15 protein-coding genes are annotated in these 22,956 nt (G+C 69.1%); 11 read left to right on the top strand and 4 right to left on the bottom strand.

Annotated features, from left to right (window positions below):
• The first annotated feature begins 23 nt into the window (after nt 1-23).
• Nucleotides 24-1,067 carry a VWA domain-containing protein gene (locus AC1RDS_RS10850; protein WP_092698084.1) on the top strand — a complete coding sequence of 348 codons (1,044 nt, stop codon included), beginning with the start codon at nt 24-26 and terminating at the stop codon, nt 1,065-1,067.
• Nucleotides 1,068-1,141: 74 nt separating this feature from the next.
• Here AC1RDS_RS10850 and AC1RDS_RS10845 read toward each other — a convergent pair whose 3' ends face one another.
• A complete protein-coding gene (locus AC1RDS_RS10845) occupies nt 1,142-1,999 on the bottom strand; it encodes a creatininase family protein (protein ID WP_492226993.1) in 858 nt (285 codons plus the stop codon).
• A 119-nt stretch (nt 2,000-2,118) separates the two neighbouring features.
• Here AC1RDS_RS10845 and AC1RDS_RS10840 point away from each other — a divergent pair, with 119 nt between their 5' ends.
• From AC1RDS_RS10840 to priA, 5 genes are all read left to right on the top strand, one after another.
• Entirely contained in the window at nt 2,119-5,832 is a 3,714-nt protein-coding gene (locus AC1RDS_RS10840; RefSeq protein WP_492226992.1) for a DUF748 domain-containing protein, read from the top strand.
• Nucleotides 5,833-5,891: 59 nt separating this feature from the next.
• Nucleotides 5,892-8,123, top strand: coding sequence for a protein-disulfide reductase DsbD family protein (locus tag AC1RDS_RS10835; protein WP_492226991.1), 2,232 nt, complete (start codon nt 5,892-5,894; stop codon nt 8,121-8,123).
• Between the two features lie 273 nt (nt 8,124-8,396).
• Complete coding sequence (locus AC1RDS_RS10830; RefSeq protein ID WP_287877208.1) at nt 8,397-9,977, top strand: MFS transporter; 1,581 nt, start codon at nt 8,397-8,399, stop codon at nt 9,975-9,977.
• A gap of 165 nt (nt 9,978-10,142) precedes the next feature.
• Nucleotides 10,143-11,261, top strand: a complete 1,119-nt coding sequence (gene hemE / locus AC1RDS_RS10825) for a uroporphyrinogen decarboxylase (RefSeq protein WP_287877210.1) — start codon at nt 10,143-10,145, stop codon at nt 11,259-11,261.
• A 676-nt stretch (nt 11,262-11,937) separates the two neighbouring features.
• On the top strand, nt 11,938-14,049 hold the full coding sequence (priA, locus tag AC1RDS_RS10820; protein WP_492226990.1) for a replication restart helicase PriA: 2,112 nt from the start codon (nt 11,938-11,940) through the stop codon (nt 14,047-14,049).
• Here the strand turns inward: priA and AC1RDS_RS10815 are convergent.
• Complete coding sequence (locus AC1RDS_RS10815; protein WP_092698090.1) at nt 14,046-14,954, bottom strand: LysR family transcriptional regulator; 909 nt, start codon at nt 14,952-14,954, stop codon at nt 14,046-14,048. The genes priA and AC1RDS_RS10815 overlap by 4 nt on opposite strands.
• Before the next feature lie 104 nt (nt 14,955-15,058).
• Here AC1RDS_RS10815 and AC1RDS_RS10810 point away from each other — a divergent pair, with 104 nt between their 5' ends.
• Together AC1RDS_RS10810 and AC1RDS_RS10805 are read left to right on the top strand one after the other, a co-directional pair.
• Nucleotides 15,059-16,057: a tripartite tricarboxylate transporter substrate binding protein gene (locus AC1RDS_RS10810; RefSeq protein ID WP_092698091.1), complete on the top strand. Its 999-nt coding sequence runs from the start codon at nt 15,059-15,061 to the stop codon at nt 16,055-16,057.
• Nucleotides 16,058-16,061: 4 nt separating this feature from the next.
• Entirely contained in the window at nt 16,062-17,252 is a 1,191-nt protein-coding gene (locus AC1RDS_RS10805; RefSeq protein WP_092698092.1) for a M20 aminoacylase family protein, read from the top strand.
• Between the two features lie 81 nt (nt 17,253-17,333).
• On the opposite strand, the gene AC1RDS_RS10800 is transcribed toward AC1RDS_RS10805, so the two are convergent.
• Entirely contained in the window at nt 17,334-18,287 is a 954-nt protein-coding gene (locus tag AC1RDS_RS10800) for an AEC family transporter (RefSeq protein WP_092698093.1), read from the bottom strand.
• A 181-nt stretch (nt 18,288-18,468) separates the two neighbouring features.
• On the opposite strand from AC1RDS_RS10800, the gene AC1RDS_RS10795 reads away from it, so the two are divergent.
• From AC1RDS_RS10795 to AC1RDS_RS10785, 3 genes are read left to right on the top strand one after another with little or no spacing between them, the layout of a single operon-like run.
• Nucleotides 18,469-20,541 carry an ATP-dependent helicase gene (locus AC1RDS_RS10795; protein WP_287877216.1) on the top strand — a complete coding sequence of 691 codons (2,073 nt, stop codon included), beginning with the start codon at nt 18,469-18,471 and terminating at the stop codon, nt 20,539-20,541.
• Nucleotides 20,542-20,585: 44 nt separating this feature from the next.
• On the top strand, nt 20,586-21,038 hold the full coding sequence (locus tag AC1RDS_RS10790) for a hypothetical protein (protein ID WP_492226989.1): 453 nt from the start codon (nt 20,586-20,588) through the stop codon (nt 21,036-21,038).
• A complete protein-coding gene (locus AC1RDS_RS10785) occupies nt 21,035-22,225 on the top strand; it encodes a phospholipase A (protein WP_287877219.1) in 1,191 nt (396 codons plus the stop codon). The genes AC1RDS_RS10790 and AC1RDS_RS10785 overlap by 4 nt, the downstream gene beginning before the upstream one ends.
• A gap of 222 nt (nt 22,226-22,447) precedes the next feature.
• On the opposite strand, the gene AC1RDS_RS10780 is transcribed toward AC1RDS_RS10785, so the two are convergent.
• A complete protein-coding gene (locus tag AC1RDS_RS10780) occupies nt 22,448-22,930 on the bottom strand; it encodes a universal stress protein (RefSeq protein WP_287877221.1) in 483 nt (160 codons plus the stop codon).
• Between the last annotated feature and the right edge of the window lie 26 nt (nt 22,931-22,956).

The following is a 22,956-nucleotide window of genomic DNA, read 5'->3' as shown; positions in this document are numbered from 1 at the left end:
CCCTGACACCGAAAGCTCCCACCATGGTTTTCCTCTGGCCCAACCTGCTCTGGCTGCTGCTGGCAGTGCCGCTGCTGGTGCTGCTGTATGCCTGGCTGCTGCACCGGCGCAAGCAGGCAGCGCTGAACTACCCCAGCCTCGGCCTGGTGCGCGCCGCGCTCGGCCCCGGCCAGCGCCTGCGCCGCCATATCCCGCCCGCGCTCTTGCTGCTGGCGCTGGTGGCCCTGCTGCTGGCGGCGGCGCGGCCGCTGGCCGTCATCAAGCTGCCCTCCGAGCAGCAGACCATCATGCTGGCCATGGATGTGTCGGGCAGCATGCGCGCCACCGACGTGCAGCCCGACCGCATCACCGCCGCGCAGGACGCCGCCAAGGCCTTCATCGCCGAGCTGCCGCGCCATGTGCGCGTGGGCATCGTGGCGTTTGCGGGCAGCGCCCAGCTGGCGCAGCTGCCCACCCAGAGCCATGAAGACCTGGTCAAGGCCATCGACAGCTTTCAGCTGCAGCGCGGCACCGCCACGGGCAACGGCATCATGGTGGCGCTGGCCACGCTGTTCCCCGATGCGGGCATCGACATCGCCGCCCTGGGCGGGGGCCAGGCCATGCGATCGCGCTCGCTCGACGAGGTGACCACGCAGGACCCGGCCAAGACCTTCACGCCCGTGGCGCCCGGCTCCTACAACTCGGCCGCCATCATCATGCTGACCGACGGCCAGCGCACCACGGGCGTGGACCCGCTCGAAGCCGCCCAGTGGGCGGCCGACCGGGGCGTGCGCGTGTACACCGTGGGCGTGGGCACGCTGCAGGGCGAGACCATCGGTTTCGAGGGCTGGTCGATGCGCGTGCGCCTGGATGAAGAAACCCTCAAGGCGGTGGCCTTGCGCACCCAGGCCGAATACTTCCACGCCGCCACGGCGGCCGACCTGAAGAAGGTCTATGAAACCCTGAGTTCGCGCCTCACGGTGGAAAAGCGCGAAACCGAAATCTCGGCCCTGCTGGCGCTGGTGGGTGCCGCACTGGCGGTGCTGGCGGCAGGGCTGTCGCTGTGGTGGTTCGGTCGGGTGATGTAGTCCGTCACCATCCAAAACAGCGCTGCTTGCGCCCACCACATAAGCGCTACAACCCCGAAAAACGCAAGAATTCGTTACCCATCCAGCCCGCCCGGGCCGTCCACCAGGGTGGCCAGCGGCAGGTCGTGCAGCTCCTGCAGCAGACGCACCAGCTGCTGCGCGGCGGCATCCACCACCGCCCGCCCCTTGTCGGCCGTGGCGGCGGCGGCGTTGCCCACGGCACCGGCAGCGTGGTAGTCCTGCATCTGCCAGCCCAGCTTGGCGCTTTTGCCGTTGCCCAGGATGGCATAGCGCTCGGCCCGGTCCTGCGAAGTGGACCGGAAATCGCGCGCGTGCTCCATGTGCACCGTGCCCGGCGCCAGGTGCAGCATCATCGAGGTCTCGATCTCGCCTGCATGGATGCCGAAGCGGTGCTCCTGGGCGCTGAACTGGCCCGCCACGGCATCGGGCAGCGGCAGGCTGAACCAGCTGCTGCTGTACACCAGCAGCTTGCTGCGCGTGCGCAGCTCGCGCGCCACGATGTCCATCACGCTGACCTGGCCGCCATGGCCGTTGAACAGCAGGAGCTTTTTCACCCCGGCGCGCGCCACGCATTCGCCGATCTCGGTCCACAGCGCGATCACCGTGGCGGGCGAGAGCGTGAGCGTGCCCGGAAAACGGATGTGCTCCGGGCTCAGGCCCACCACCTGCGGCGGCAGGAAAAGCACGGGCAGCGCGGCAGGCAGCAGCGGCAGGGCGGCGTCGATCACGCCCTGCAGCAGGGTGGCATCCACCGACAGCGGCAGGTGCGGCCCATGCTGCTCGATGGCCGCCACGGGCAGCACGGCCACGGCCTGGCGGGCCTGGCCGCTGGCGTGCAGCCGGGTGAAGTCGCGGGTGGTGAGGTCGGCCCAGAAGCGCGACGGCAGGGGTGGGGTGGCAGCGGCGGTCATGCCCGCCATGGTAGTGGAGCACCGGCGCGGGCGGATAATCCGGGAGATGCACCAGCCCACGCCACCTGGCACGATGGGACTGGTGCCGCATTTCGCACCATCCAGAGCCTGTACGCCCCATGCCCCAGCCCTTTGCCTCCGCGTCGCTTGCCACATTGCGCCACCACCGCTGGGTGCGCCGGGGCCTGTGGGCCTTGCTGGCGCTGTTGCTGCTGTGGCTGCTGAGCTGGCTGTCGGTGCCGGCGCTGGCCAAGGGCCCGCTGGAGCGCATCGCCAGCGAACAGCTGGGGCGCCCGGTCACCGTGGGGGCCATCGATTTCAAGCCCTGGACGCTCGAAGTCACCCTGCGCGACATCGCCATCGGCGGCGCCCAGGGCGGCCCGCCCCAACTGGAAATTGCGCGCATCTATGCCGATGCCGAAATGCAGTCGCTGCTGCGCCTGGCGCCGGTGGTCGATGCCCTGGAAATCGATGCGCCCCATCTGCGGCTCACGCACCTGGCCGACGGCCACTACGACGTGGACGACATCCTGGCCCGGCTCACCGCCCCCTCCGACCAACCCGCCAGCGGCCCGGCGCGGCTGGCGCTGCACAACCTGGTGCTGACCGGTGGCGCCATCGACTTCGACGACCGCACCGTGGACAAGGTGCACGCCGTGCGCGAGCTGGACCTGAAAGTGCCTTTCATCAGCACCCTGCCCGCGCAGCGCGACATCACGGTGGCGCCCCACCTGTCGTTTGCGGTGGGCGACAGCCGGTTTGACTCGTCGGCCCAGGCCACCCCGTTTGCCCAGACCGGCAAGGGTGACGCCACGCTGAAGTGGGAGGGGCTCGACCTGGCGCCCTACCTGCCCTATCTGCCTGCCAGCCTGCCGGTGCGGTTGCAGGGCGCCCTGCTCGACCTGGATATGAAGCTGGCGTTCGAGCAGAGACCCCGCCTGGCCGTCACGCTGTCGGGCAAGGTGCAGACGCGCAACGTGCAGATCGCCGACCGCGGCAACCAGCCCCTGCTGTCCTACGAACGCCTCACGGTGGACATGGCCGAGGTGCGGCCGCTCGACCAGGTGGTGCGCCTGGCCAGCGTGGAGCTGGCGGCGCCCGTGGTCACGGCCACGCGCAATGCCCAGGGCGCCATCAACCTCGCGCAACTGTCGGCCCCGGCCGCGTCACCAGCGGCCACCCCGCCACCACCTGCCGCACCGGCACCCCAGGCCCCCGCCAGCGGCGCCACCCCGCCCGCCACCGCCCCCGGCTGGACCGTGGCCGTGGCGCAGGCCGCCGTGCGCAAGGGCCAGGTGCGCTGGAGCGACCAGAGCACCCGGCCTGCCGCCGCGCTGCAGGCCACCGAGCTCACACTGGATGTGGCCGATGTGGCCTATCCCTTCCAGGCGCCCCTCACCTTCCAGGGCGCGCTGGGCCTGCAAGGCAGCACCCTGGCATTCAAGGGCCAGGCCACCGACCGGGCGGCCGAGGTGAACCTGTCGGCCCAAGGCCTGGCCCTGCAACTGGCCGCGCCCTACCTGGCCCAGACACTGGAGCCCGCGCTGACCGGCCATGTCAACGGTGAACTGGCCCTGCAGTGGGAGGCCCCGGTCGGCGACGCTGCCAAGGCAGGCGCCACGGGCGTCACCCTCAGCGCCGGCCCCCTGGCGCTGGAACAACTGGCGCTGCAACAGGGCAAGACCGCAATGGCCGGCGTGGGCAAGCTGGCGCTGGATGGCCTGAAGCTCAACCTGGACCAGCGCACCGTGGACGTCGAGCGCCTGGCCATCACCCAGCCCCAGGCCACGGTGGAACGCGCCGCCGACGGCCGCTGGATGTACGAGCGCTGGCTCAAGGCCGCGCCCACCACCGGCACCGCCAAGGCAAAGGCGCCTGCCGCGCCCGCCTGGCGCGTGCGCCTGGGCGAGCTGGCCGTGGACCAGGGCAGCGTGGCCTTTGCCGACCGCGCCCAGCCCCGCCCCGTGGCATTGAACCTGTCGGCGCTGAGCCTGAAGGCCCGCAACCTGGCGCCGGACGGCAGCAAACCCGAGGCCGTCGAACTCTCGGCCCGGGTGGCTGCACGCCGGGGCCAGGCCGGCCAGCTGACCTACCGCGGCACGCTCACCCCCCAGCCGTTTGCCACGCAAGGGCGCCTGGAAGCCAGCCGCCTGCCCCTGTACGCGCTGGACGGCTACCTGGCCGACCAGCTGGCCATCGAACTGCTGCGCGCCGACCTGGGCTTTCGCGGCCAGGTGGCCCTGTCCCAGAGCGCGCGCGGCACCACGCTGCGCGTGAACGGCGACGCCGCCATCGACGACCTGCGCGCCAACAGCACGGCCGCCGCCACGCCCAAGACCGCTGCACAGGTGGGCGAAGAACTGCTGGCCTGGAAGAGCCTGGGCCTGCGCGGCCTGGCCGTGGCCCTGGCACCGAACACCGCTCCGCGGGTGGAGGTGAAGGAAACCAGCCTGGCCGACTTCTTTGCGCGCGTCACCATCAACGAAAACGGCCGCATCAACCTGAGCGACATCGCCAAAAGCCCGGCGGAGGTCAGCCACCAGGCACCGGCCGCAGACACCGCCTCCCCCGCCCCGTCGGCGCCCGCGGACGCCACGGCATCGGCCAGCGCCCCGCTGCCCGCAGTAACAGCCATCCCGCCCGACCCGCTGGCACCGGTGGTGGTGTTCGGCCCGGTGAGCCTGGTCAACGGCAAGGTGCTGTTCTCGGACTACTTCATCCGGCCCAACTACTCGGCCGACCTGACCGAGCTGACCGGCAAGCTCAGCGCGTTCTCGTCCCAGCCCCCGGGCGGCGAGCCCGTGCTGGCCGATCTGGAGCTGCGCGGCCGCGCCGAGGGCTCGGCCGCGCTGGAGATCACCGGCAAGCTCAACCCGCTGGCCAAGCCCCTGGCGCTGGACATCGTGGGCAAGGTGCGCGACCTCGAACTGCCGCCCCTCTCGCCCTATTCGGTGAAATACGCGGGCCATGGCATCGAGCGCGGCAAGCTCAGCATGGACGTGTCGTACAAGGTGCTGCCCGACGGCCAGCTCACGGCCAGCAACAAGCTGGTGCTCAACCAGCTCACGTTTGGCGAGCCCGTGGAAGGGGCCCCCAACAGCCTGCCGGTGCGGCTGGCCGTGGCCCTGCTGGCAGACAGCCATGGCGTGATCGATCTGGACCTGCCCATCAGCGGCTCGCTGAACGACCCGCAGTTCCGCATCGGCCCCGTCATCTTCAAGATCATCGTCAACCTGATCGGCAAGGCCATCACGGCCCCTTTCAGCCTGCTGGCCCGCGCTTTCGGGGGCGGCGATGAACTGAGCACCGTGGCCTTCGCCCCCGGTAGCGCCAGCCTCACGCCCGAGGCCCGGCAGGGCCTGGACAAGGTGGCCAAGGCCCTGGCCGAGCGGCCCGCGCTCAAGCTCACCGTGACGGGCACGGCCAGCCTGGCGCGCGAGCGCGAAGCCATCCAGCGCGAGCGCCTGCAAGACCTGGTGCGCGCCGAAAAGCGCCGCGCCACCCCCGCCGACACCACCCCCGTGCAGGCCGCCGAATACCCGGCGCTGCTCAAGGCGGTGTACCGCCGCGCCGACATGCCCAAGCCCCGCAACCTGGTGGGCATGGCCAAGGACCTGCCCGTGCCCGAGATGGAAGCCCTGCTGCTGGCCCACCTGCCCGCCGCTACCGAAGAGCTGGCGACCGAGTTGGCCACGCACCGCGGCCAGGCCGTCAAGGCCTACCTGGCCGAGCAGAAGCTGCCCGAGGAGCGCCTGTTCCTGGCCGCCCCCAAGGCTGCCACGCCGGACGAAAAATGGACGCCCCAGGCCCAGCTCAGCCTGGCCACCCAATAAACGGGCCGCGCACGGCGCACCGGAACCAACCGCAGCGCCAGCGCTCACACCCTGTAACCATGCCCCATCGCCTGCTCTCCCACTTTCTCTTCGCTCTGCTTTTCATAGCTGCCAGCGCTTCATGGACAGGCGCAAGCGCCCAATTCAACCCAAAACCCGGCGCCCGTGCCGGCAGCGTGGTCACCACGCCCCGCGTGCGTGCCGAACTCGTGGCGCACGCGCCCGAGGGCGTGGGCCCCGGCCAGCCGCTGTGGCTGGGCCTGCAAATCACCCACCAGCCCGAGTGGCACACCTACTGGAAGAACCCCGGCGACTCGGGCCTGCCCACCGAGCTGGCCTGGACGCTGCCCGCCGGCCTCACGGCGGGCGACATCGCCTGGCCCGTGCCCCACACCATCCGCATCGGCACCCTGGCCAACCATGGCTACGAAGGCACGGTGCTGCTGCCCGTGCCGGTGCAGGTGGGCCCGGACTTCAAGGCGCCGCTGGCGGGCAATGGCACGCTCGATGTGCGCCTGCGCGCGACCTGGCTGGTGTGCCGCGTCGAATGCATTCCCGAAGAAGGCGAATTTGCGCTGCAGCTGCCCGTGCGCGGCTCCACCGCGCTGCATGCTGCCGCCTTCGCCCAGAGCCAGGCCGATCAACCGCTGGCGCTGGCCGGAACAAGCCAGGTCCAGGTGCAGGGCGAGCGCCTGCAATTGCGCGTGCACGGACTGCCCGCCGCGGCACGCGGCCAGACGCTGGCTCTGTTCGCGGAAACGCCCGAGGTACTGGTTCCCGCCGCCGTGTCCGGCAAGGACTGGACCCAGGCCTGGGATGGCGATGCCTGGACCGCCGACCTGCCGCTGTCTCCCCAGCGGGGTGACACGCCCGAGCGCCTGCCGCTGGTGCTGGCGCTGGAGCAGCGCCCCGCAGACCGCGCGGCCCCCCATGCCTGGCGCACCGTGGCCGATGTGAACGGCACCTGGGCCGCCGCCGCGCGCGCCAGCGTGTCGCCCGCGCTGGCGGCGGCGCTGGAGGCCAACAAGGCCGCCTCCCCTACACCCGCCCCCACCAGCGCTTCGCTGGGTACGCTGCTGGCGGCACTGGCAGGTGGGCTGCTGGGCGGCCTGCTGCTCAACCTCATGCCCTGCGTGTTTCCGGTGCTGGCCATCAAGGTGCTGGGCTTTGCGCAGCATGGCAGCAACCGGAGGGCGCAACGCCTGGCCGGCGCGGCCTATACCGGCGGTGTGGTGCTGTCGTTCCTGGCGCTGGGCGGCCTGCTCTTGGGCCTGCGCGCGGCGGGCGAGCAGCTGGGCTGGGGCTTTCAGCTGCAATCACCCGCCGTGGTGGCGCTGCTGGCCGCGCTGTTCACGCTGATCGGGCTCAACCTGGCGGGCCTGTTCGAGTTCGGCCAGTTCGTGCCGGGGCGCCTGGCCACGCTGCAGGCCCGCCACCCGGTAGGCGATGCGTTTTTGTCGGGCGTGCTGGCCGTGGCCATTGCCTCGCCGTGCACCGCACCCTTCATGGGCGCTTCACTGGGTTTTGCCGTGGCCATGCCCGGCGCGCAGGCGCTGGCGGTGTTTGCCGCGCTCGGCCTGGGCATGGCCCTGCCCTACCTGGCGGCCAGCCTGGTGCCGGCCGTGGTGGGCTGGCTGCCGCGGCCCGGCCCCTGGATGGCGACCTTCCGCCACGCCATGGCCTTCCCCATGTTTGCCACGGTGGTCTGGCTGGTGTGGGTGCTGGGTCAGCAAAGCGGCATCGACGGCGCCGGCGCGCTGCTGGCGCTGCTGGTGACCGGCAGCGCGCTGGTGTGGTCGCTCACGCTGCGCGGCCGCACCCGGATGGTGATTGCTTCTTGTTTAATAGCTGGTGGCGTATGGCTGGTAAGCGCTATTGGCCAAAACATCACCAAACCGGTGGAAAATTCCGCCCTGGTGGCGGTGGGGGCCCCCGGCGCTGCCAGCACCACCAGCACCTGGCAGGCCTGGTCTGCCGACCGCATGGCCGAACTGATGACCGCAGGCCAACCGGTATTTGTGGACTTCACCGCCGCCTGGTGCGTGACCTGCCAGTACAACAAGCGCACCACCCTCACCGACAGCAGCGTGCTGGCCGACTTCGCCGAGCGCAAGGTGGCCCTGCTGCGCGCCGACTGGACGCGCCGCGACCCCGCCATCACCGCCGCGCTCGACCAGCTCGGGCGCAGCGGCGTGCCGGTGTATGTGCTGTACGCACCCGGCAAGGCGCCGGTGGTGCTGACCGAGATCCTCAGCGTGGCCGAGGTGCGGCAGGCGCTGGCGGCGCTGTAGCGGCCCGGCCGCTGGAGATGGGGCAGCGCGGATCGCGCCTTGATGAATAGCTGCTGGCGCTGATCCATCCAGCGCTTTTGGCCAAAATGGCGGCCAAATGTTCACGGCGGGGCGCAGCACACCTTGCCACGGCGGTGGCCTTCAAGGGACAAGCCCGGCGCACTCCCCCAAAACACCCGGGTGGCGATATCCTCAAGCCCGGCAGGATCGGCACCGCCGGTACGCCACGACGTCCGCCTCCACCCCACCGCCCGTCCACGCTCCCACCGTTTCATGTCCCAGCCCTCAAGTTCCTTGTGGAGCCCCCTGCGCCAGACCGCCTTCCGGGGCCTGTGGATGTGCGGTGGCGTGTTCTTTGTGGGCAACGGCATGCAGACCATGGCGGCGGCCTGGCTCATGGTGGAGCTCACGGGCTCGTCGTTTCTGGCGGCGCTGGTGCAGACGGCCGTGTTCATGCCCATGTTCCTGCTGGCGCTGCCCGCCGGCGTGCTGGCCGACACCACCGACCGCCGGCGCCTGATTGCGGGCGCGCTGCTGGCCCAGACCGGCGCCTGCGCGCTGCTGGCCCTGCTCACACTGGGCGGCTGGAGCGGCCCGGCCTCGGTGCTGCTCCTCGTCTTTGTGTGCGGCTGCTGCACGGCCATGCTCACGCCGGCCTGGAACTCGTCGGTCATCGACCCGGTGCCGCGCGACGAATGGCCGCAGGCCATCACCGCCGTCAGCATTGCCTACAACGCCGCGCGCGCCGTGGGGCCCACGCTGGCAGGACTGCTGTTCGCGCTGCTCGGGGCAGGCTGGGTGTTCGCCGTCACGGTGGCGACCACGCTGGTGATGTGGGAGTCGATTCGCCGCTGGCCGCCCAAGGCGCACCCGCCTTCCAAGCTGCCGGCCGAGCGCCTGTGGAGCGGCACGCTCAGCGGCCTGCGTTTTGCCTGGCATTCGCGCATGATCCTGGCGCAGCTGGTGCGCGTGACGGCCTTCGGCGCGGCGGGCTCGGCCCTGTGGGCGCTGCTGCCGGTGATTGCCCAGCGCCTGGGCACGGGCGCGCAGGGCTTTGGCCTGCTCATGGGCTGCCTGGGCACGGGCGCCGTGCTGGTGGGCCTGGTGCTGGGGCGGCTGCGGACGCGCTTCGGCATGGAGGCCATCGTGGGCACCGGCGGCGGGGTGTTTGCCGCCGCCATGCTGGCTGCCGCGCTCACGCAGGTGGCCTGGTTCATTTACCTGTGGATGCTGCTGGCGGGCGCGGCCTGGATGTCGTCCATGTCCACCTTCAACACCGCCACCCAGGCCAGCGCGCCACAGTGGGTGCGCTCGCGCGCCGTGGCCATGCACATGGTGGCGGCGCTGGGTGCGTTTGCCATGGGCTCGGCCTTCTGGGGCGCTGCGTCCGACCTGATCGGCCTCACGCCCACGCTGTGCCTGGCCGCCGCGCTGATGGTGGCCAGCCTGCTGCTGGCCAAGCCGATGCCGCTGCGCATGGGCGCCCTGCACGAGGTGACGCAGGCCACGCCCTGGGATGAACTGTTCATCGAATCCGAGCCCCTGCCCGAAGCCGGCCCGGTGGCCGTCGAGGTGGGCTACCGCATTGCCCCCGGCACCGACGCGGCCTTCCTGGACGCCATCAGCCGCATGAAGGCCCCGCGCCGCCGCGACGGCGCCACCTTCTGGCGCGTGTACAAGGATTTGGGCGAGCCCTCGCGCTATGTGGAGCGCTTCATCGTCGAGTCCTGGGCCGACTACCTGCACCAGCGCGCCCGCGCCACCATGGCCGACCAGGCGCTGGAGACCGAGGTGCGGGCGTTTCTGGCCCCCGGCGAAACGGCGCGCATGTCGCACTACATCGCTGAAAGATAGCTCCCCCCGAGCCGCCCGCGCGTTACAGCCGGCGCGGCCCAGGCCAGTGCACCCGTGGAACTGGCTTTGCCAGGCCGCCGGGTGCGTCCCCTTCCCGCAGGAGAGGGGGAAGACGCGAAGCGTCTCAGGGGGTGCCTTCCCTTCCGCCCTGCGACAATTGCGGGCATGAGCACCACCTTCGCCCCCCTCACCAACGACACCTTCCTGCGCGCCTGCCGCCGCCAGGCCACCGACTACACCCCCCTGTGGCTGATGCGCCAGGCGGGCCGCTACCTGCCCGAATACAAGGCCACGCGCGCCCAGGCGGGCAGCTTCATGGGGCTGGCGATGAACGTGGACTTCGCCACCGAGGTCACGCTGCAGCCGTTGTCCCGCTTCCCGCTCGACGCCGCCATCCTGTTCAGCGACATCCTCACCGTGCCCGACGCCATGGGTCTGGGCCTGTCGTTCGCCGAGGGCGAGGGCCCGCGCTTCGCCAAGTCGGTGCGCAATGAGGCCGACGTGGCCGAGCTGTCTGTGCCCGACCTGGACAAGCTGCGCTACGTGTTCGACGCCGTCACCAGCATCCGCAAGGCCCTGAATGGGCGGGTTCCGCTGATCGGCTTCTCTGGCAGCCCCTGGACGCTGGCCTGCTACATGGTCGAGGGCAAGGGATCGGACGACTACCGCCTGGTCAAGACGCTGATGTACAGCCGCCCCGACCTGATGCACCGCATCCTGGCCGTGAACGCCGACGCCGTGGCGGCCTACCTCAACGCCCAGATCGATGCGGGTGCCCAGGCCGTGATGATTTTCGACAGCTGGGGCGGCGTGCTGGCCGACGGCGCCTTCCAGCAGTTCAGCCTGGAATACACCCGGCGCGTGCTGGCGCAGCTCCAGCGCACGGGCGTGGACGGGCAGGACGTACCGCGCATCGTCTTCACCAAGGGCGGCGGCATCTGGCTGGACGACATGAAAGACATCGACTGCGAGGTGCTGGGCCTGGACTGGACGGCCAACCTGGGCAAGGCGCGTGCCACCGTCGGTGGCCAGGTGGGTGGCCCCGGCAAGGCGCTGCAGGGCAATATCGACCCCAATGTGCTGTTTGCGCCCCCCGCGCAAATCGTCACCCAGGTGCACGCCGTGCTCGACAGCTTTGGCAAGCCGCACACCGACCGCAGCACCACCGGCCCCACGCACATCTTCAACCTGGGCCACGGCATCAGCCAGTTCACCCCGCCCGAGCATGTGGCGGCGCTGGTCGAGGCGGTGCACAGCCATTCGCGTGCGCAGCGCCAGGGTTGATGGCCCCACCGCTGGCTGTGGCATTCCTGCCATGGTTATGCACACAACGGGTACAGCCACCGGGGCCACTGCATGGGCCCCGCACCTGCGGTCAAGAATCTGTGGAAATTCGGCAAAACGATTCCAAGTGGTTGATTTTGAACGATTGAGTACTTTTGCCCTTTTTGTAAGCAAATCAACCAGAGTGCGTTATTTCAAGGACTTGCGCGCCAAATCCCCGAGATATCAACAAAGTTATCCACAGAAATCATGAATTTCCTGGAAATTCCCCATGAAATCAAGCACTTGCACGCCAAATTGAAGAAAACCTTGAAGAACACCCACCCAGGGCTAGCACAAATCGGGGGCGTTTCCCCCACTTGACGTCCCCGGCCCGTACCACTTATGCACACTTTCCGTGGTGCGGCGCAGCAAAATGGCGGCGGCACGCGCTAGCACAAAATTTGCACCAGAATTTCTTCAGACGATTGATTCATAAGGATTTTTTGCCCATGCCTTTTTTCCGGGCAATCTGTCCCAAGCCAGTATTCATGCGGCTTGGCAGTGCTTCCGGGCAGGATGTCAACAAAGTTATCCACAGAAATCCGGGATGACCTGGCGAACCCCGTCAAATCAAGCACTTAGCCGCCCAATCTCCACACGGCATCCACAAGCCGCTGCAACCCCGCACTTTTCCGTGTCCTCACCCTCCTGCATCGTCCACATCGCCCTGCAGACGCCTGCGCACAGCGGTGTGGGCGATTTGCTGAGCTACGCCAGTGAGCGCCCGCTCGCGCCCGGCACGCTGGTGCGCGTGCCGTTGGGCAGCCGCGAGGTGCTGGGCGTGGTGTGGGATGCCGACGAAGCCACCGGCGAGCTGCCCGATGGCGCCACCCTGCGGCCGATTGCCGGGGTGCTCGACGGCGTGGCGCCGCTGGATTTGCCCTGGCGCCGCCTGGTGGCATTTGCCGCGCGCTACTACCAGCGCGCCCTGGGCGAGGTGGCACTGGCCGCCCTGCCCCCGCAGCTGCGCGACCTGCGGCCCGAGCAGCTGGCGCGCCGCCTGCGCCGCCCCGGCACGGCATCGGAGGTTTCACAAGATGCTATTCAAAACATAGCACTCACCACCGAGCAGGAAATTGCAAGAGGCCGAATTGCCTCGGAAAATGGTCCTTTCCTGCTGTTTGGCAGCACCGGCAGCGGCAAGACCGAGGTCTACCTGCGCTGCGTGCAGGAGATGCTGGAGGCCGACCCGACCGCCCAGGCGCTGGTGATGGTGCCCGAGATCAACCTCACACCGCAGCTCGAAGAACGCTTCGTGGGCCGCTTTGCCCCGCGCTTCGGCCCCGGCGCCGTGGTCTCGCTGCACAGTGGCATGACGAACCCCCAGCGCCTGAAAAGCTGGCTGGCCGCCCACAGCGGCAGCGCGCGCATCGTGCTGGGCACACGCATGGCGGTGTTCGCCAGCCTGCCGGGGTTGCAGCTCATCGTGGTGGATGAAGAACACGACCCCAGCTACAAGCAGCAGGAGGGCGCCCGCTATTCGGCGCGCGACCTGGCCATCTGGCGCGGGCGCGAGCAGGGCGCCAAGGTGCTGCTGGGCTCGGCCACGCCCTCGCTGGAGAGCTGGCATGCCAGCGACCCCGCCGTGGGCCGCTACCTGCGGCTGGAAATGCCCAGCCGCATCGGCGCGGGTGCCCTGGCCCGCGTGCGCCGCGTGGACATGAACCAGCAGCCCCGGCGCACCGTCTTCAGCGCCCCGCTGCTGCAGGCCATCACCGAGCGCGTGGCGCGCGGCGAGCAAAGCATGGTGCTGCTCAACCGCCGCGGCTACGCCCCCGTGCTGCACTGCGTGGACTGCGGCTGGAAGAGCGACTGCCCGCACTGCAGCGCGCACCAGGTGTTCCACAAGACCGACCGCACCCTGCGCTGTCACCACTGTGGCTACACGGTGCGCGTGCCGTTTCACTGCCCCACCTGCGGCAGCCCCGACATCCACCCCATGGGCCGGGGCACCGAGCAGCTCGAAGAACAGCTCGGCGCCCTGCTGCGCAACGTGCAGCGCCCCGACGGCAACCCGGCCCGCATCGCACGCATCGACGCCGACACCACCAAGGCCAAGGGCGCGCTGGAGGCGCAGCTGGCGCAGGTGCATGCGGGCGAGGTGGACGTGCTGGTGGGCACGCAGATGATCGCCAAGGGCCACGACTTTCGCCGCATCACGCTGGTGGCCGCCGTGCAACCCGACGGCGCGCTGTTCAGCAGCGACTTCCGCGCCGCCGAGCGGCTGTTTGCCCTGCTGATGCAGGCGGCAGGCCGCGCCGGGCGCGACGCCGCCTACATGGCCGCCCAGGGCACGCAGTGCGAGATGTGGGTGCAGAGTTTTCACCCCCAGCACCCGGTGTTCGAGGCGCTGCGCACGCACGACTACCCCGCCTTTGCCGCCCGGCAGCTCAAGGAGCGCGAAGAGGCCGCCATGCCACCGTTCTCTTACCAGGCACTGGTGCGGGCCGATGCGCGCACGCAGGAGGTGGCGCAGGGCTTTCTGACGGCTGCCACCGCCGCCGCCCACGCCGCGCAACTACCCGGTTTGCCCGACGGTACGGTCATCCTGTTCCCGCCCGTGCCGCTCACGATCCAGCGAGTGGCCAATGTGGAACGCGCCCAGATGCTGATGGAAAGCCACAGCCGCGCCACCCTGCAGCGTTTTCTGGCCGTGTGGCAGCCGGTGCTGCAGGCCACGCGCAGCCAGCCCGAGCACAAGGGACTGATCCGCTGGCTGGTGGATGTGGACCCGCTGGCGATCTAGAGCGCGTCGTCGTGCAGGTGGGTCTGCAGGATCTGCCGGAAGCTGGCCATGGCGGGCGCTGTGGTGCGGCCCGCCAGCGTGATGACGGCGTAGCGGGCGCCGGCGCGCATGTCCGGATGCATGGGCAGCGCGACCAGCCGGCCCGCATCCAGCCCCGCGCGGGCAGCCGCGCGCACGCCCAGGAACACGGCATCCGACTGCTCCACGGTCGCCAGCAAGGCGGACACGTCGTCGCACTCCAGCCGCACCATCTCCGACGGATGGGCCTGCAGCCCGAACTGGTCCACCATCAGCCGGATCACTTCGTCCGACAGCGGCGTGCAGGCCACGGGGTAAGCCAGCACCTGCGCCAGTGTCACACGCGCAGCACCCGCCAGCGGATGGCCGGAGCGCACGATGAAATCGGCGCGCTGCTCGGCCAGCGCCTCGATCTGCAGGTCGGGCGCGGGCACCACGCGGCGCAGGTCCACCACCAGCGCATCGCACTGCCGGTTGCGCAGCTGCATTACCAGCAGCTCCGCCGGCCCATGGGTGACCGAAACGCGCAGGCCCGGGTGGTCACGCGCGACCGTTGTCAGCAGCGGCACGGTAAGCAGCGCGGCAGGGCCCGAGCCCAGCCCCACGCTGATGCGTCCCAGGTCACCCTGCTGCAGCAGGCGAGCGCTGTCGCGCAAGGCTTCCAGGTCACGCAGGATGGGCCGCGCGCGGGCCACGACCTCCTGCCCCAGCGGGGTGAGGGTGTTGCGCTTGCCCAGGCGGTCCAGCACCGGGCCACCGAGTTCAAGCTCCAGCCCCTGGATGCTGCGGCTGAGCGCCGACTGGGTGATGAACAGGCGCGCCGCCGCGCGGCTGAACGATCCCGTATCGGCAACGGCCAGCAAATGTTCCAGGTGGCGCAGGTTCATGCGATATATGAGTTCAACGAATGGTTTTCAGAAAAATAATACATTGGACGCATAGCGTTGCACTCCCTAGGATGCGCTTACAACCATCGATACGGAGACATACCATGCCCTCTTCCTCCTCCCGCCTGGCGCGCCGGACGGCCGCCCTGGTCGCAGGCCTGCTGCTGAGCGCGGGCGCCCTCGCACAAACCTACCCCGCCAAGCCCGTCACGCTGATGGTGCCCTATCCGGCCGGCGGGGTTTCAGACGTGATCGCCCGCACGGTGAACAACACGCTGGGCAAACAGCTGGGCCAGCCGGTCATCGTGGAAAACCTCGGGGGTGCCAGCGGCTCCATCGCAGCGCAGAAGGTGCTGAGCCAGCCCTCGGACGGCCACATGATCTTTCAGGGCTCGCCCAACGAGCTGATCCTGGCGCCGCTGGCCATCTCGGCCATCAAGTTCAAGAGCGAGGATTTCCGCCTGGTGAACATGATCGCGACCGCGCAGATCGGCTTCCTCACCCGGGGCGACCTGCCGGTGAACAGCATCGACGAGTTCGTGGAATACGCCCGCAAGCAGGCCCAGCAGGGCCGCCCCATCACCTACGCCAGCGTGGGCCCGGGTTCGTTCTACCACCTGCTGGGCGAGCACCTGTCCAAGGTCACCGGCATCCCGATGGTGCATGTGCCGTACAAGGGCGGCGCCCCGGCCGAGCAGGACCTGATTTCCGGCCAGGTGGACATCTTCCTGTCGCCCTTTGCCACCAAGCACGTCGATCTGCGCAAGGCCGGCCGCATCAAGGTGCTGGCGCTGCTGAACTCCGCCCGCCTCGATACCGCCAAGGACATCCCCGCCATCACCGAGAGCAAGGCCCTCAAGGACTTCACCTTCAACATCTGGACCGGCTACTTCGTCAAGCGCGACACGCCCGAGGCCGTGGTCGCCACCCTGCACAAGGCCATCGCCGGTACGCTCACCGAGCCCACCGTGCGCGCCAATCTCGAGGCCGCCAGCCAGACGCCAGCGCCGACGCTTTCCGTCGCAGAGGCCGCCAAGGCCTACACCGACGGCACGGCGCAGTTCCGTGCGATTGCCAAGTCCATCAACCTTCAAGCGCAGTAAACCCATGGACCGTGCGATTCCCGAGGCCTTGCTCGCGCAGGCCGACACCTTTGTGGCGCTGCGGCGCGACCTGCACCGCCACCCCGAGCTGGGATTCCAGGAACTGCGCACCAGCGCCCTGGTGGCCGAAAAGCTCACGCAGTGGGGCTATGCCGTGACGCGCGGCCTGGGCGGCACCGGCGTGGTGGGCCAGCTGCGCCGCGGCGCCGGCACCCGCCGCCTGGGCCTGCGCGCCGACATGGACGCGCTGCCCATCACCGAAGCCACGGGCCTGCCCCATGCCAGTTGCCACGCCGGCCTGATGCATGCCTGCGGCCACGACGGCCACACCGCCATGCTGCTGGCCGCAGCGCACCACCTGGCGCACCACGGGCAGTTCAGCGGCACGCTCAACCTCATCTTCCAGCCCGCCGAGGAAGGCCTGGGCGGCGCCCGCAAGATGATGGACGACGGCCTGTTCCAGCGCTTTCCGTGCGACGCACTCTTTGCCATGCACAACATGCCCGGCCACCCGCCAGGGCACCTGCTGTTTCGCACCGGGGCCTTCATGGCGTCCAGCGAAAACATCACCATCACGCTGCACGGCGTGGGCGGGCACGGCGCCATGCCGCACCACAGCGCCGACCCGGTGGTGGCGGGCTCGGCCATCGTGCTGGGCCTGCAGAGCATTGTGGCGCGCAACGTGCCGCCCCTGCAGATGGCGGTGATCACCGTGGGCGCGTTCCAGGCGGGCGAGGCCAACAACGTGATTCCACAGACGGCCACGCTCAAGCTCAGCGTGCGCTCGCTGGACCGCGGCGTGCGCGAACTGCTCAACCGCCGCATCCGTGAGCTGGTGGAAGCCCAGGCGCAGAGCTATGGCGTGCGGGCCGAGGTGGACTTCCGCGGTGGCTACCCGGTGCTGGTCAACACCCCGGCCGAGACCGAGTTTGCGCGCCAGGTGGGCCGCGAACTGGTGGGCGACGCGCAGGTAACCGAGCAGGCCGAGCCCCTGACCGGCAGCGAGGACTTTGCCTTCATGCTGGAAGACGTGCCCGGCAGCTACCTGCTGATCGGCAACGGCGACGCAGCCACCGGCGGCCATGGCGCCTGCATGGTGCACAACCCGGGCTACGACTTCGAGGACCGCAACATCGCGGTGGGCAGCGCCTACTGGGTGCGGCTGGCCGAACGCTACCTCGTTGATCCGACCTGAACGCTGAACGCACCGACGCGCGCATGCCGTGAATGGCAACGATTTTTGAGGCACCTGGACTTGAATCCGCCCCAATCGCATTCACACCAGCAGCGCAACGGCACCCGAGAAGCTCAGAAACGCCAGCGCCGTGGACACCAGGATGATCCGTGCGATGCGGCCGTTGTGGGCGCCGAAGCGCTCAGCCAGCAGCGAGACATTGCTGGCGCTGGGCAGGGCGGCCAGCAGCACCAGCACGGTGAGCGCAAACGGCGACAGCGGCACGCCCAGCGCGATGGCTGTCCGGCCCACGCCCCACACCAGCAGCGGGTGCAGCAGCAGCTTGGCCAGGGCAATGGGCACATAGTCGCGCAGCGGTACCTGCTCGTGCTGGTTCATCTGCGAGCGCGCCAGCACGGCGCCGATGGTGAACAGCGCCACGGGCGAGGCGGCATCGGCCAGCATGGCCACGGTTTTTTCCACCGGGCCGGGCAAGCTGAACTGCAGGGCCGATGCCAGCGCGCCCAGCGCAATCGACCAGGGCATGGGGTTGGTGGCCATGCCCCTGAAGGCATTCTTCAGCGCCACGCCCACGCCGTGGGTGCCCGCGCCGTCCAGCCGCGACAGCGCAATGCACAGCGAGCTGGTGATGACCATGTCCATCACGAGGGTGACGATGACCGGGCCCGCGCTTTGCGCCCCCAACAGTGCCACCAGCAGGGGCGCACCCATGAAGCCGGTGTTGGGGAAAGCCGCCACCAGGGCGCCAAAGGCGGCGTCATTCCAGCCGATGCGCGCGTTACGGGTGAGTGCCACCGTGCCGCCCACCATGACCAGCGCGCACAGCAGGTACACGCCCGCCACGGCCGGGTCCAGCAGTTGCCCGATAGGGGTGCTGGCCCCGAAGCGGTACAACATGCAGGGCAGCGCGAAATACAGCACGAAGGCGTTGAGCCCCGGGATGGCGGGCTGCGGCAGCACGCCGCTGCGCGCGGCCAGATAGCCACAGAGCACGAGCGCAAAGAAAGGAAAGGTAACAAGCAGAACAGACAGCACGGCGGGGATTCTCGCAGGCGCAGGCTTTGCCGGTACCGCTTCGCCATGTGAAATTTATTGCACCCCACCGCCACCGCGCCGGGCGGGCCATGCCCACCCCAGGCTCTGTATCATTGCGCGCTCTGCGTCGTCCGCCCCCTGCACTTTCCGCGCTTTTCCCCGTCTTCCCCTCGCCCCCTCCATGTCCGCCGGACTCAATCTCGCCCAGCTTCAGGCTGTCCATTACACCGAAGGCCCCTGCCTGGTGCTGGCCGGCGCGGGCTCGGGCAAGACGCGGGTGATCACGCACAAGATCGCCCACATGATCGAGCGCGGCACGGAGCCCCGGCGCATTGCCGCCATCACCTTCACCAACAAGGCCGCTGCCGAAATGCGCGAACGGGCCAAGGGCCTCATCGGCCGCCGGGCCAAGGATGTGCTGGTGTGCACCTTCCACGCCCTGGGCGTGCGCATGGTGCGCGAGGACGGCGCCGTGCTGGGCCTCAAGCCCCAGTTCAGCATCATGGATGCCGACGACGTGGCCGGCATTCTGAAAGACGCCGCCGGCGGCACCACCGACCTGGCCACGGCGCGCCAGTGGCAGTGGACCATCAGCAAGTGGAAGAACATGGGGCTCGATGCCGCGCAGGCCCTGGCCCAGGCGGCCGACGACAACGAGCGCAGCATTGCCGTGGTGATGGCGCGCTACGAAGAGCGCCTGGCGGCCTACCAGAGCGTGGACTTCGACGACCTGATCGGCATGCCGCTCAGGCTGCTGCGCGACTTCCCGGAGGTGCGCGCCAAGTGGCAGGCGGCCCTGGCCCATGTGCTGGTCGATGAGTACCAGGACACCAATGCCACGCAGTACGAGCTGCTCAAGCTGCTGGTGGGCGAACGCGGCCATTTCACGGCCGTGGGCGACGATGACCAATCCATCTACGGCTGGCGCGGCGCCACGCTCGACAACCTCCGGAAACTGCCGCTGGACTACCCCGCGCTCCAGGTCATCAAGCTGGAGCAGAACTACCGCTCCACCAGCGCCATCCTGCGCGCGGCCAACAACGTGATCGGGCCCAACCCCAAGCTGTTTCCCAAGACGCTGTTCAGCGAACTGGGCGAGGGTGAACCCGTGCGCGTGGTCGATGCCGACACCGAGGAGCACGAGGCCGACCGCGCCGTGGCCCGCATCCAGAGCCTGCGCGCCGCTGCCAACCCGCCGCCGGACTGGAAAAGTTTTGCCATCCTGTACCGCGCCAACCACCAGGCCAAGCCGTTCGAGAAGGCGCTGCGCAAGGCCAGCATTCCGTACAAGGTGTCGGGCGGCACGAGCTTTTTCGACCGCGCCGAGATCAAGGACCTGTGCGCCTGGTTTCGCCTGTGGATCAACAACGACGACGACCCGGCATTTCTGCGCGCCATCGGCAGCCCCAAGCGCGGCATCGGCCACACCACGCTGGCGGCCCTGGGAGCGTTTGCCACGCAGCACAAGCAGAGCATGTTCGGTGCACTGTTCAACGGCATGCTGCCGGCGGCCGTGCCCAAGCGTGCGCTCGATGGCCTGCACGAGTTCGGCCGCTACATCAACGACCTGGAGCACCGCGCCCGCCACACGCACGGCGCCGAGAATGCGCGCACCTTCCTGACCGAATGGCTCCAGGAAATCGGCTACGAGCAGCACCTGTACGACGGCGAAGACAGCGAAAAGGTGGCCGCCGCCCGCTGGAGCAACGTGCTGGAGTTCTGCGACTGGATGGCCCAGCGCGCGGGCGGCCAGATCGACGACACGGCAGGCGCCGTGGTGGCCAAGGAGACGAAAAGCCTGCTGGAGGTGTCGCAGACCATTGCGCTGCTGTCCACCATCTCCGAGCGCGAGCAGGAGCAGGACATGGTCACGCTGTCGACCCTGCACGCCAGCAAGGGGCTGGAGTGGCCCCATGTGGTGCTGGTCGGCGTGACCGAGGGCATGCTGCCCTTCAAGCTCGACGACGACGAAGGCCGCCAGCTGAAGGTGGCCGACGACACCCTGCAGCGCCTGCAGGAAGAGCGCCGCCTGATGTATGTGGGCATCACCCGCGCCCAGCGCACGCTGGCCGTGAGCTGGACCAAAAAACGCAAGAAGGGCCGCGAGATGGTGGCCGCGCGGCCCAGCCGCTTCATTTCAGAGATGGGTCTGGATAAAGCCACCACGCGCGAAGACCCGCGCGAAAAGCTCAAGGCCTTGCGCGCCGAATTTGCCGCCAAGGCACAGGCCGCCAGTGCGGCGCCCAGCGCATGACACCACGCACCCCGAACTCCAGGGCATGGCCCGCACTCTGGCTCGTGATTGCCTACATTTTGATAGCAATAAGCGCTTTTCCCACAAGCGCTGCAAGCCAAAATGGTCCACAATCCACCACCGCTTGCCCGGCTGCGGTTGACCTGAATCATCAACACCTGCAAGGCCGCTGGCACGCCACGCTGCAGCCCGCCGCACCCGATGCAGCGCCAGCACCCGCCACCACGGCCGTGCTGCAGCTGGGTCCCCATCCCGAGCTGGCCGAGAGCGTGCGCGGCACCGTGCAGCGCGGCGACGCCAGTGCACTGCTCAGCGGCGATGTGGATGCGGGCGAGCTGGCCTTGGAAGAATCGATCAACGGCACCAACATCAGTGCCACCTGGACCGGCCAGGTGGTCGATGGCAGTTGTGGCCAGGAAATACGCGGAACATGGAACAACGTCCACCCCACCCTCTCTCTTGCTTTCGTGCTGCGCAAGCAGCCGGGCTGGCAATGAGCGCGCGCCACGGCACCGCCCTGGTGCTGGCGCTGCTGGCGCCAGCCGGGGCCGCCATGGCCCAGACCGGATCCGCTGCCACTAGCGCAAACGCCTCCGCGCCCGCCAACGCCGACAACGCCTGGCGCCGCTGCGCGGCCCTGGGCAATGACCAGCAGGCCCGCCTGGCCTGCTTCGACCAGTGGGCCGGCCAGCAGGCCTGGCAGGCGCCCGCGGCATCGGCTGCGGCCAGCACAGAGGGCGCCGCCGACCCTGCGGCGGTGCCGCTGCCGGTGGACACCCGGCTGCCGGCCACGCGCATCATTGACGTGGCCCAGACCGAAGGCTGCCGCGACACGCAGTACAGCGACCTCTCGCGCTTCTGGGAACTGGAGTCGGGCAGCAACTGCGGCACCTTCGGCTTTCGCGGCTACCGGCCGCTGTCGGTGTCGGTGGTGGCAAGCAGCAACGTGAACCGCCAGCCCAGCTCGGACGCCGATGGCCGCACCGCGACAGAGTCCACCCCCTACCATCGCACCGAAAACCGCATCCAGCTGTCGGTGCGCACCAAGATCGCCCAGGGCATGCTCACCCAGGGCCACCCCACGCTCAAGGATTCGCTGTGGTTTGGCTACACGCAGCAGTCGTACTGGCAGCTGTTCAGCCCCGGCATCTCGCGCCCCTTCCGCACCACCGACCATGAGCCGGAGGTGATGTATGTCTACCCCACCGACGCCCGGCTGCCCTTTGGCTGGCGCTGGCGCTACAGCGGCGCCGGACTGGTGCACCAGTCCAACGGCCAGAGCAACCCCTTGTCGCGCAGCTGGAACCGCGTCTACCTCATGACCGGCATGGAGCTGGACAACCGCTGGCACATCCAGGCGCGCATCTGGAAACGCCTGTCCGAAAACAGCCCCGACGACGACAACCCCGGCATCAGCGACTACATCGGCCGGGGCGAGGTGAAGGCATTCTGGAACCTGGACAAGGACAACACCCTGGGCGCCACGCTGCGCCACTCGCTGTCCAGCAGCGGGCGCGGCTCGGCCCGGCTGGAGTGGCTGCAAACCCTGGGCACGGGCCTGGGCGGCAGCAAGAGCAACCTGCGCCTGCACACCCAGCTGTTCAGCGGCTACGGCGACAGCATGATCGACTACAACAGGAAGCGCACGGTATTCAGCCTGGGGCTGAGCCTGGTGGACTTCTAGCGTACATCCCCAGTCGTGGGCCCACAACACGCGCCGGCGCCCGCGTGCGGCGGGCGCCCAAGACAGGGCCAATGGCATCGCGGCGGTATCAGGCCCGCTGCCGGTGGACGGACCCAAGCAATGCCTGCGGGTGAACGGCTACATGCGGCGCATGTTCAAGCGCCTGGCCAGCCGCCACCACCCACCAGGGCCGCCGCGAGCGGCCCTTGCCGCCTCTGCAGCTCAGGTGGCAAGGTCTGCAGCACCCTCTGCGTCGTCTTCCTGCTCCGGCACCTCCGGGTGCTTCACGATGGTCACCGGCACCGGGCTGGCATGGGCCAGTTCCTGCGACACCGAGCCCAGCAGCGCGCTGCTGATGGCGCCCTGGCCGCGCGCACCGATGATGACCATGTCGCAGCCCGAGCTTTCGATGATGTCCACCAGCACATGTGCGGGGTCGCCCACGCCCACGGCAGTTTCGCAGGCCAGGCCGGCCGCCTGCAGCAACGCGCGGGCCGGGGCCATCAGGTGCTCGCCCGCCTCGATGCTGGCGGCGGCGATCAGGTCGGGGTCGCGCGACACCACCAGCTCGTACAGCGACGCGGGCTCTTGCACATTGGCCAGCACCACGCTGGCGCGCAGGCCGTCCTGCACCAGCCGCAGTGCATGGTGCACGGCATCCAGCGACAGGGCCGAGCCATCCACGGCAATCAGAATCTTGAGCATGGCAAGCACTCCTTTTTATTGAACCA

The organism is Acidovorax sp. GW823-FHT02H02 (assembly GCF_058797075.1).
This window is presented reverse-complemented; position numbering and strand designations above follow the sequence as displayed.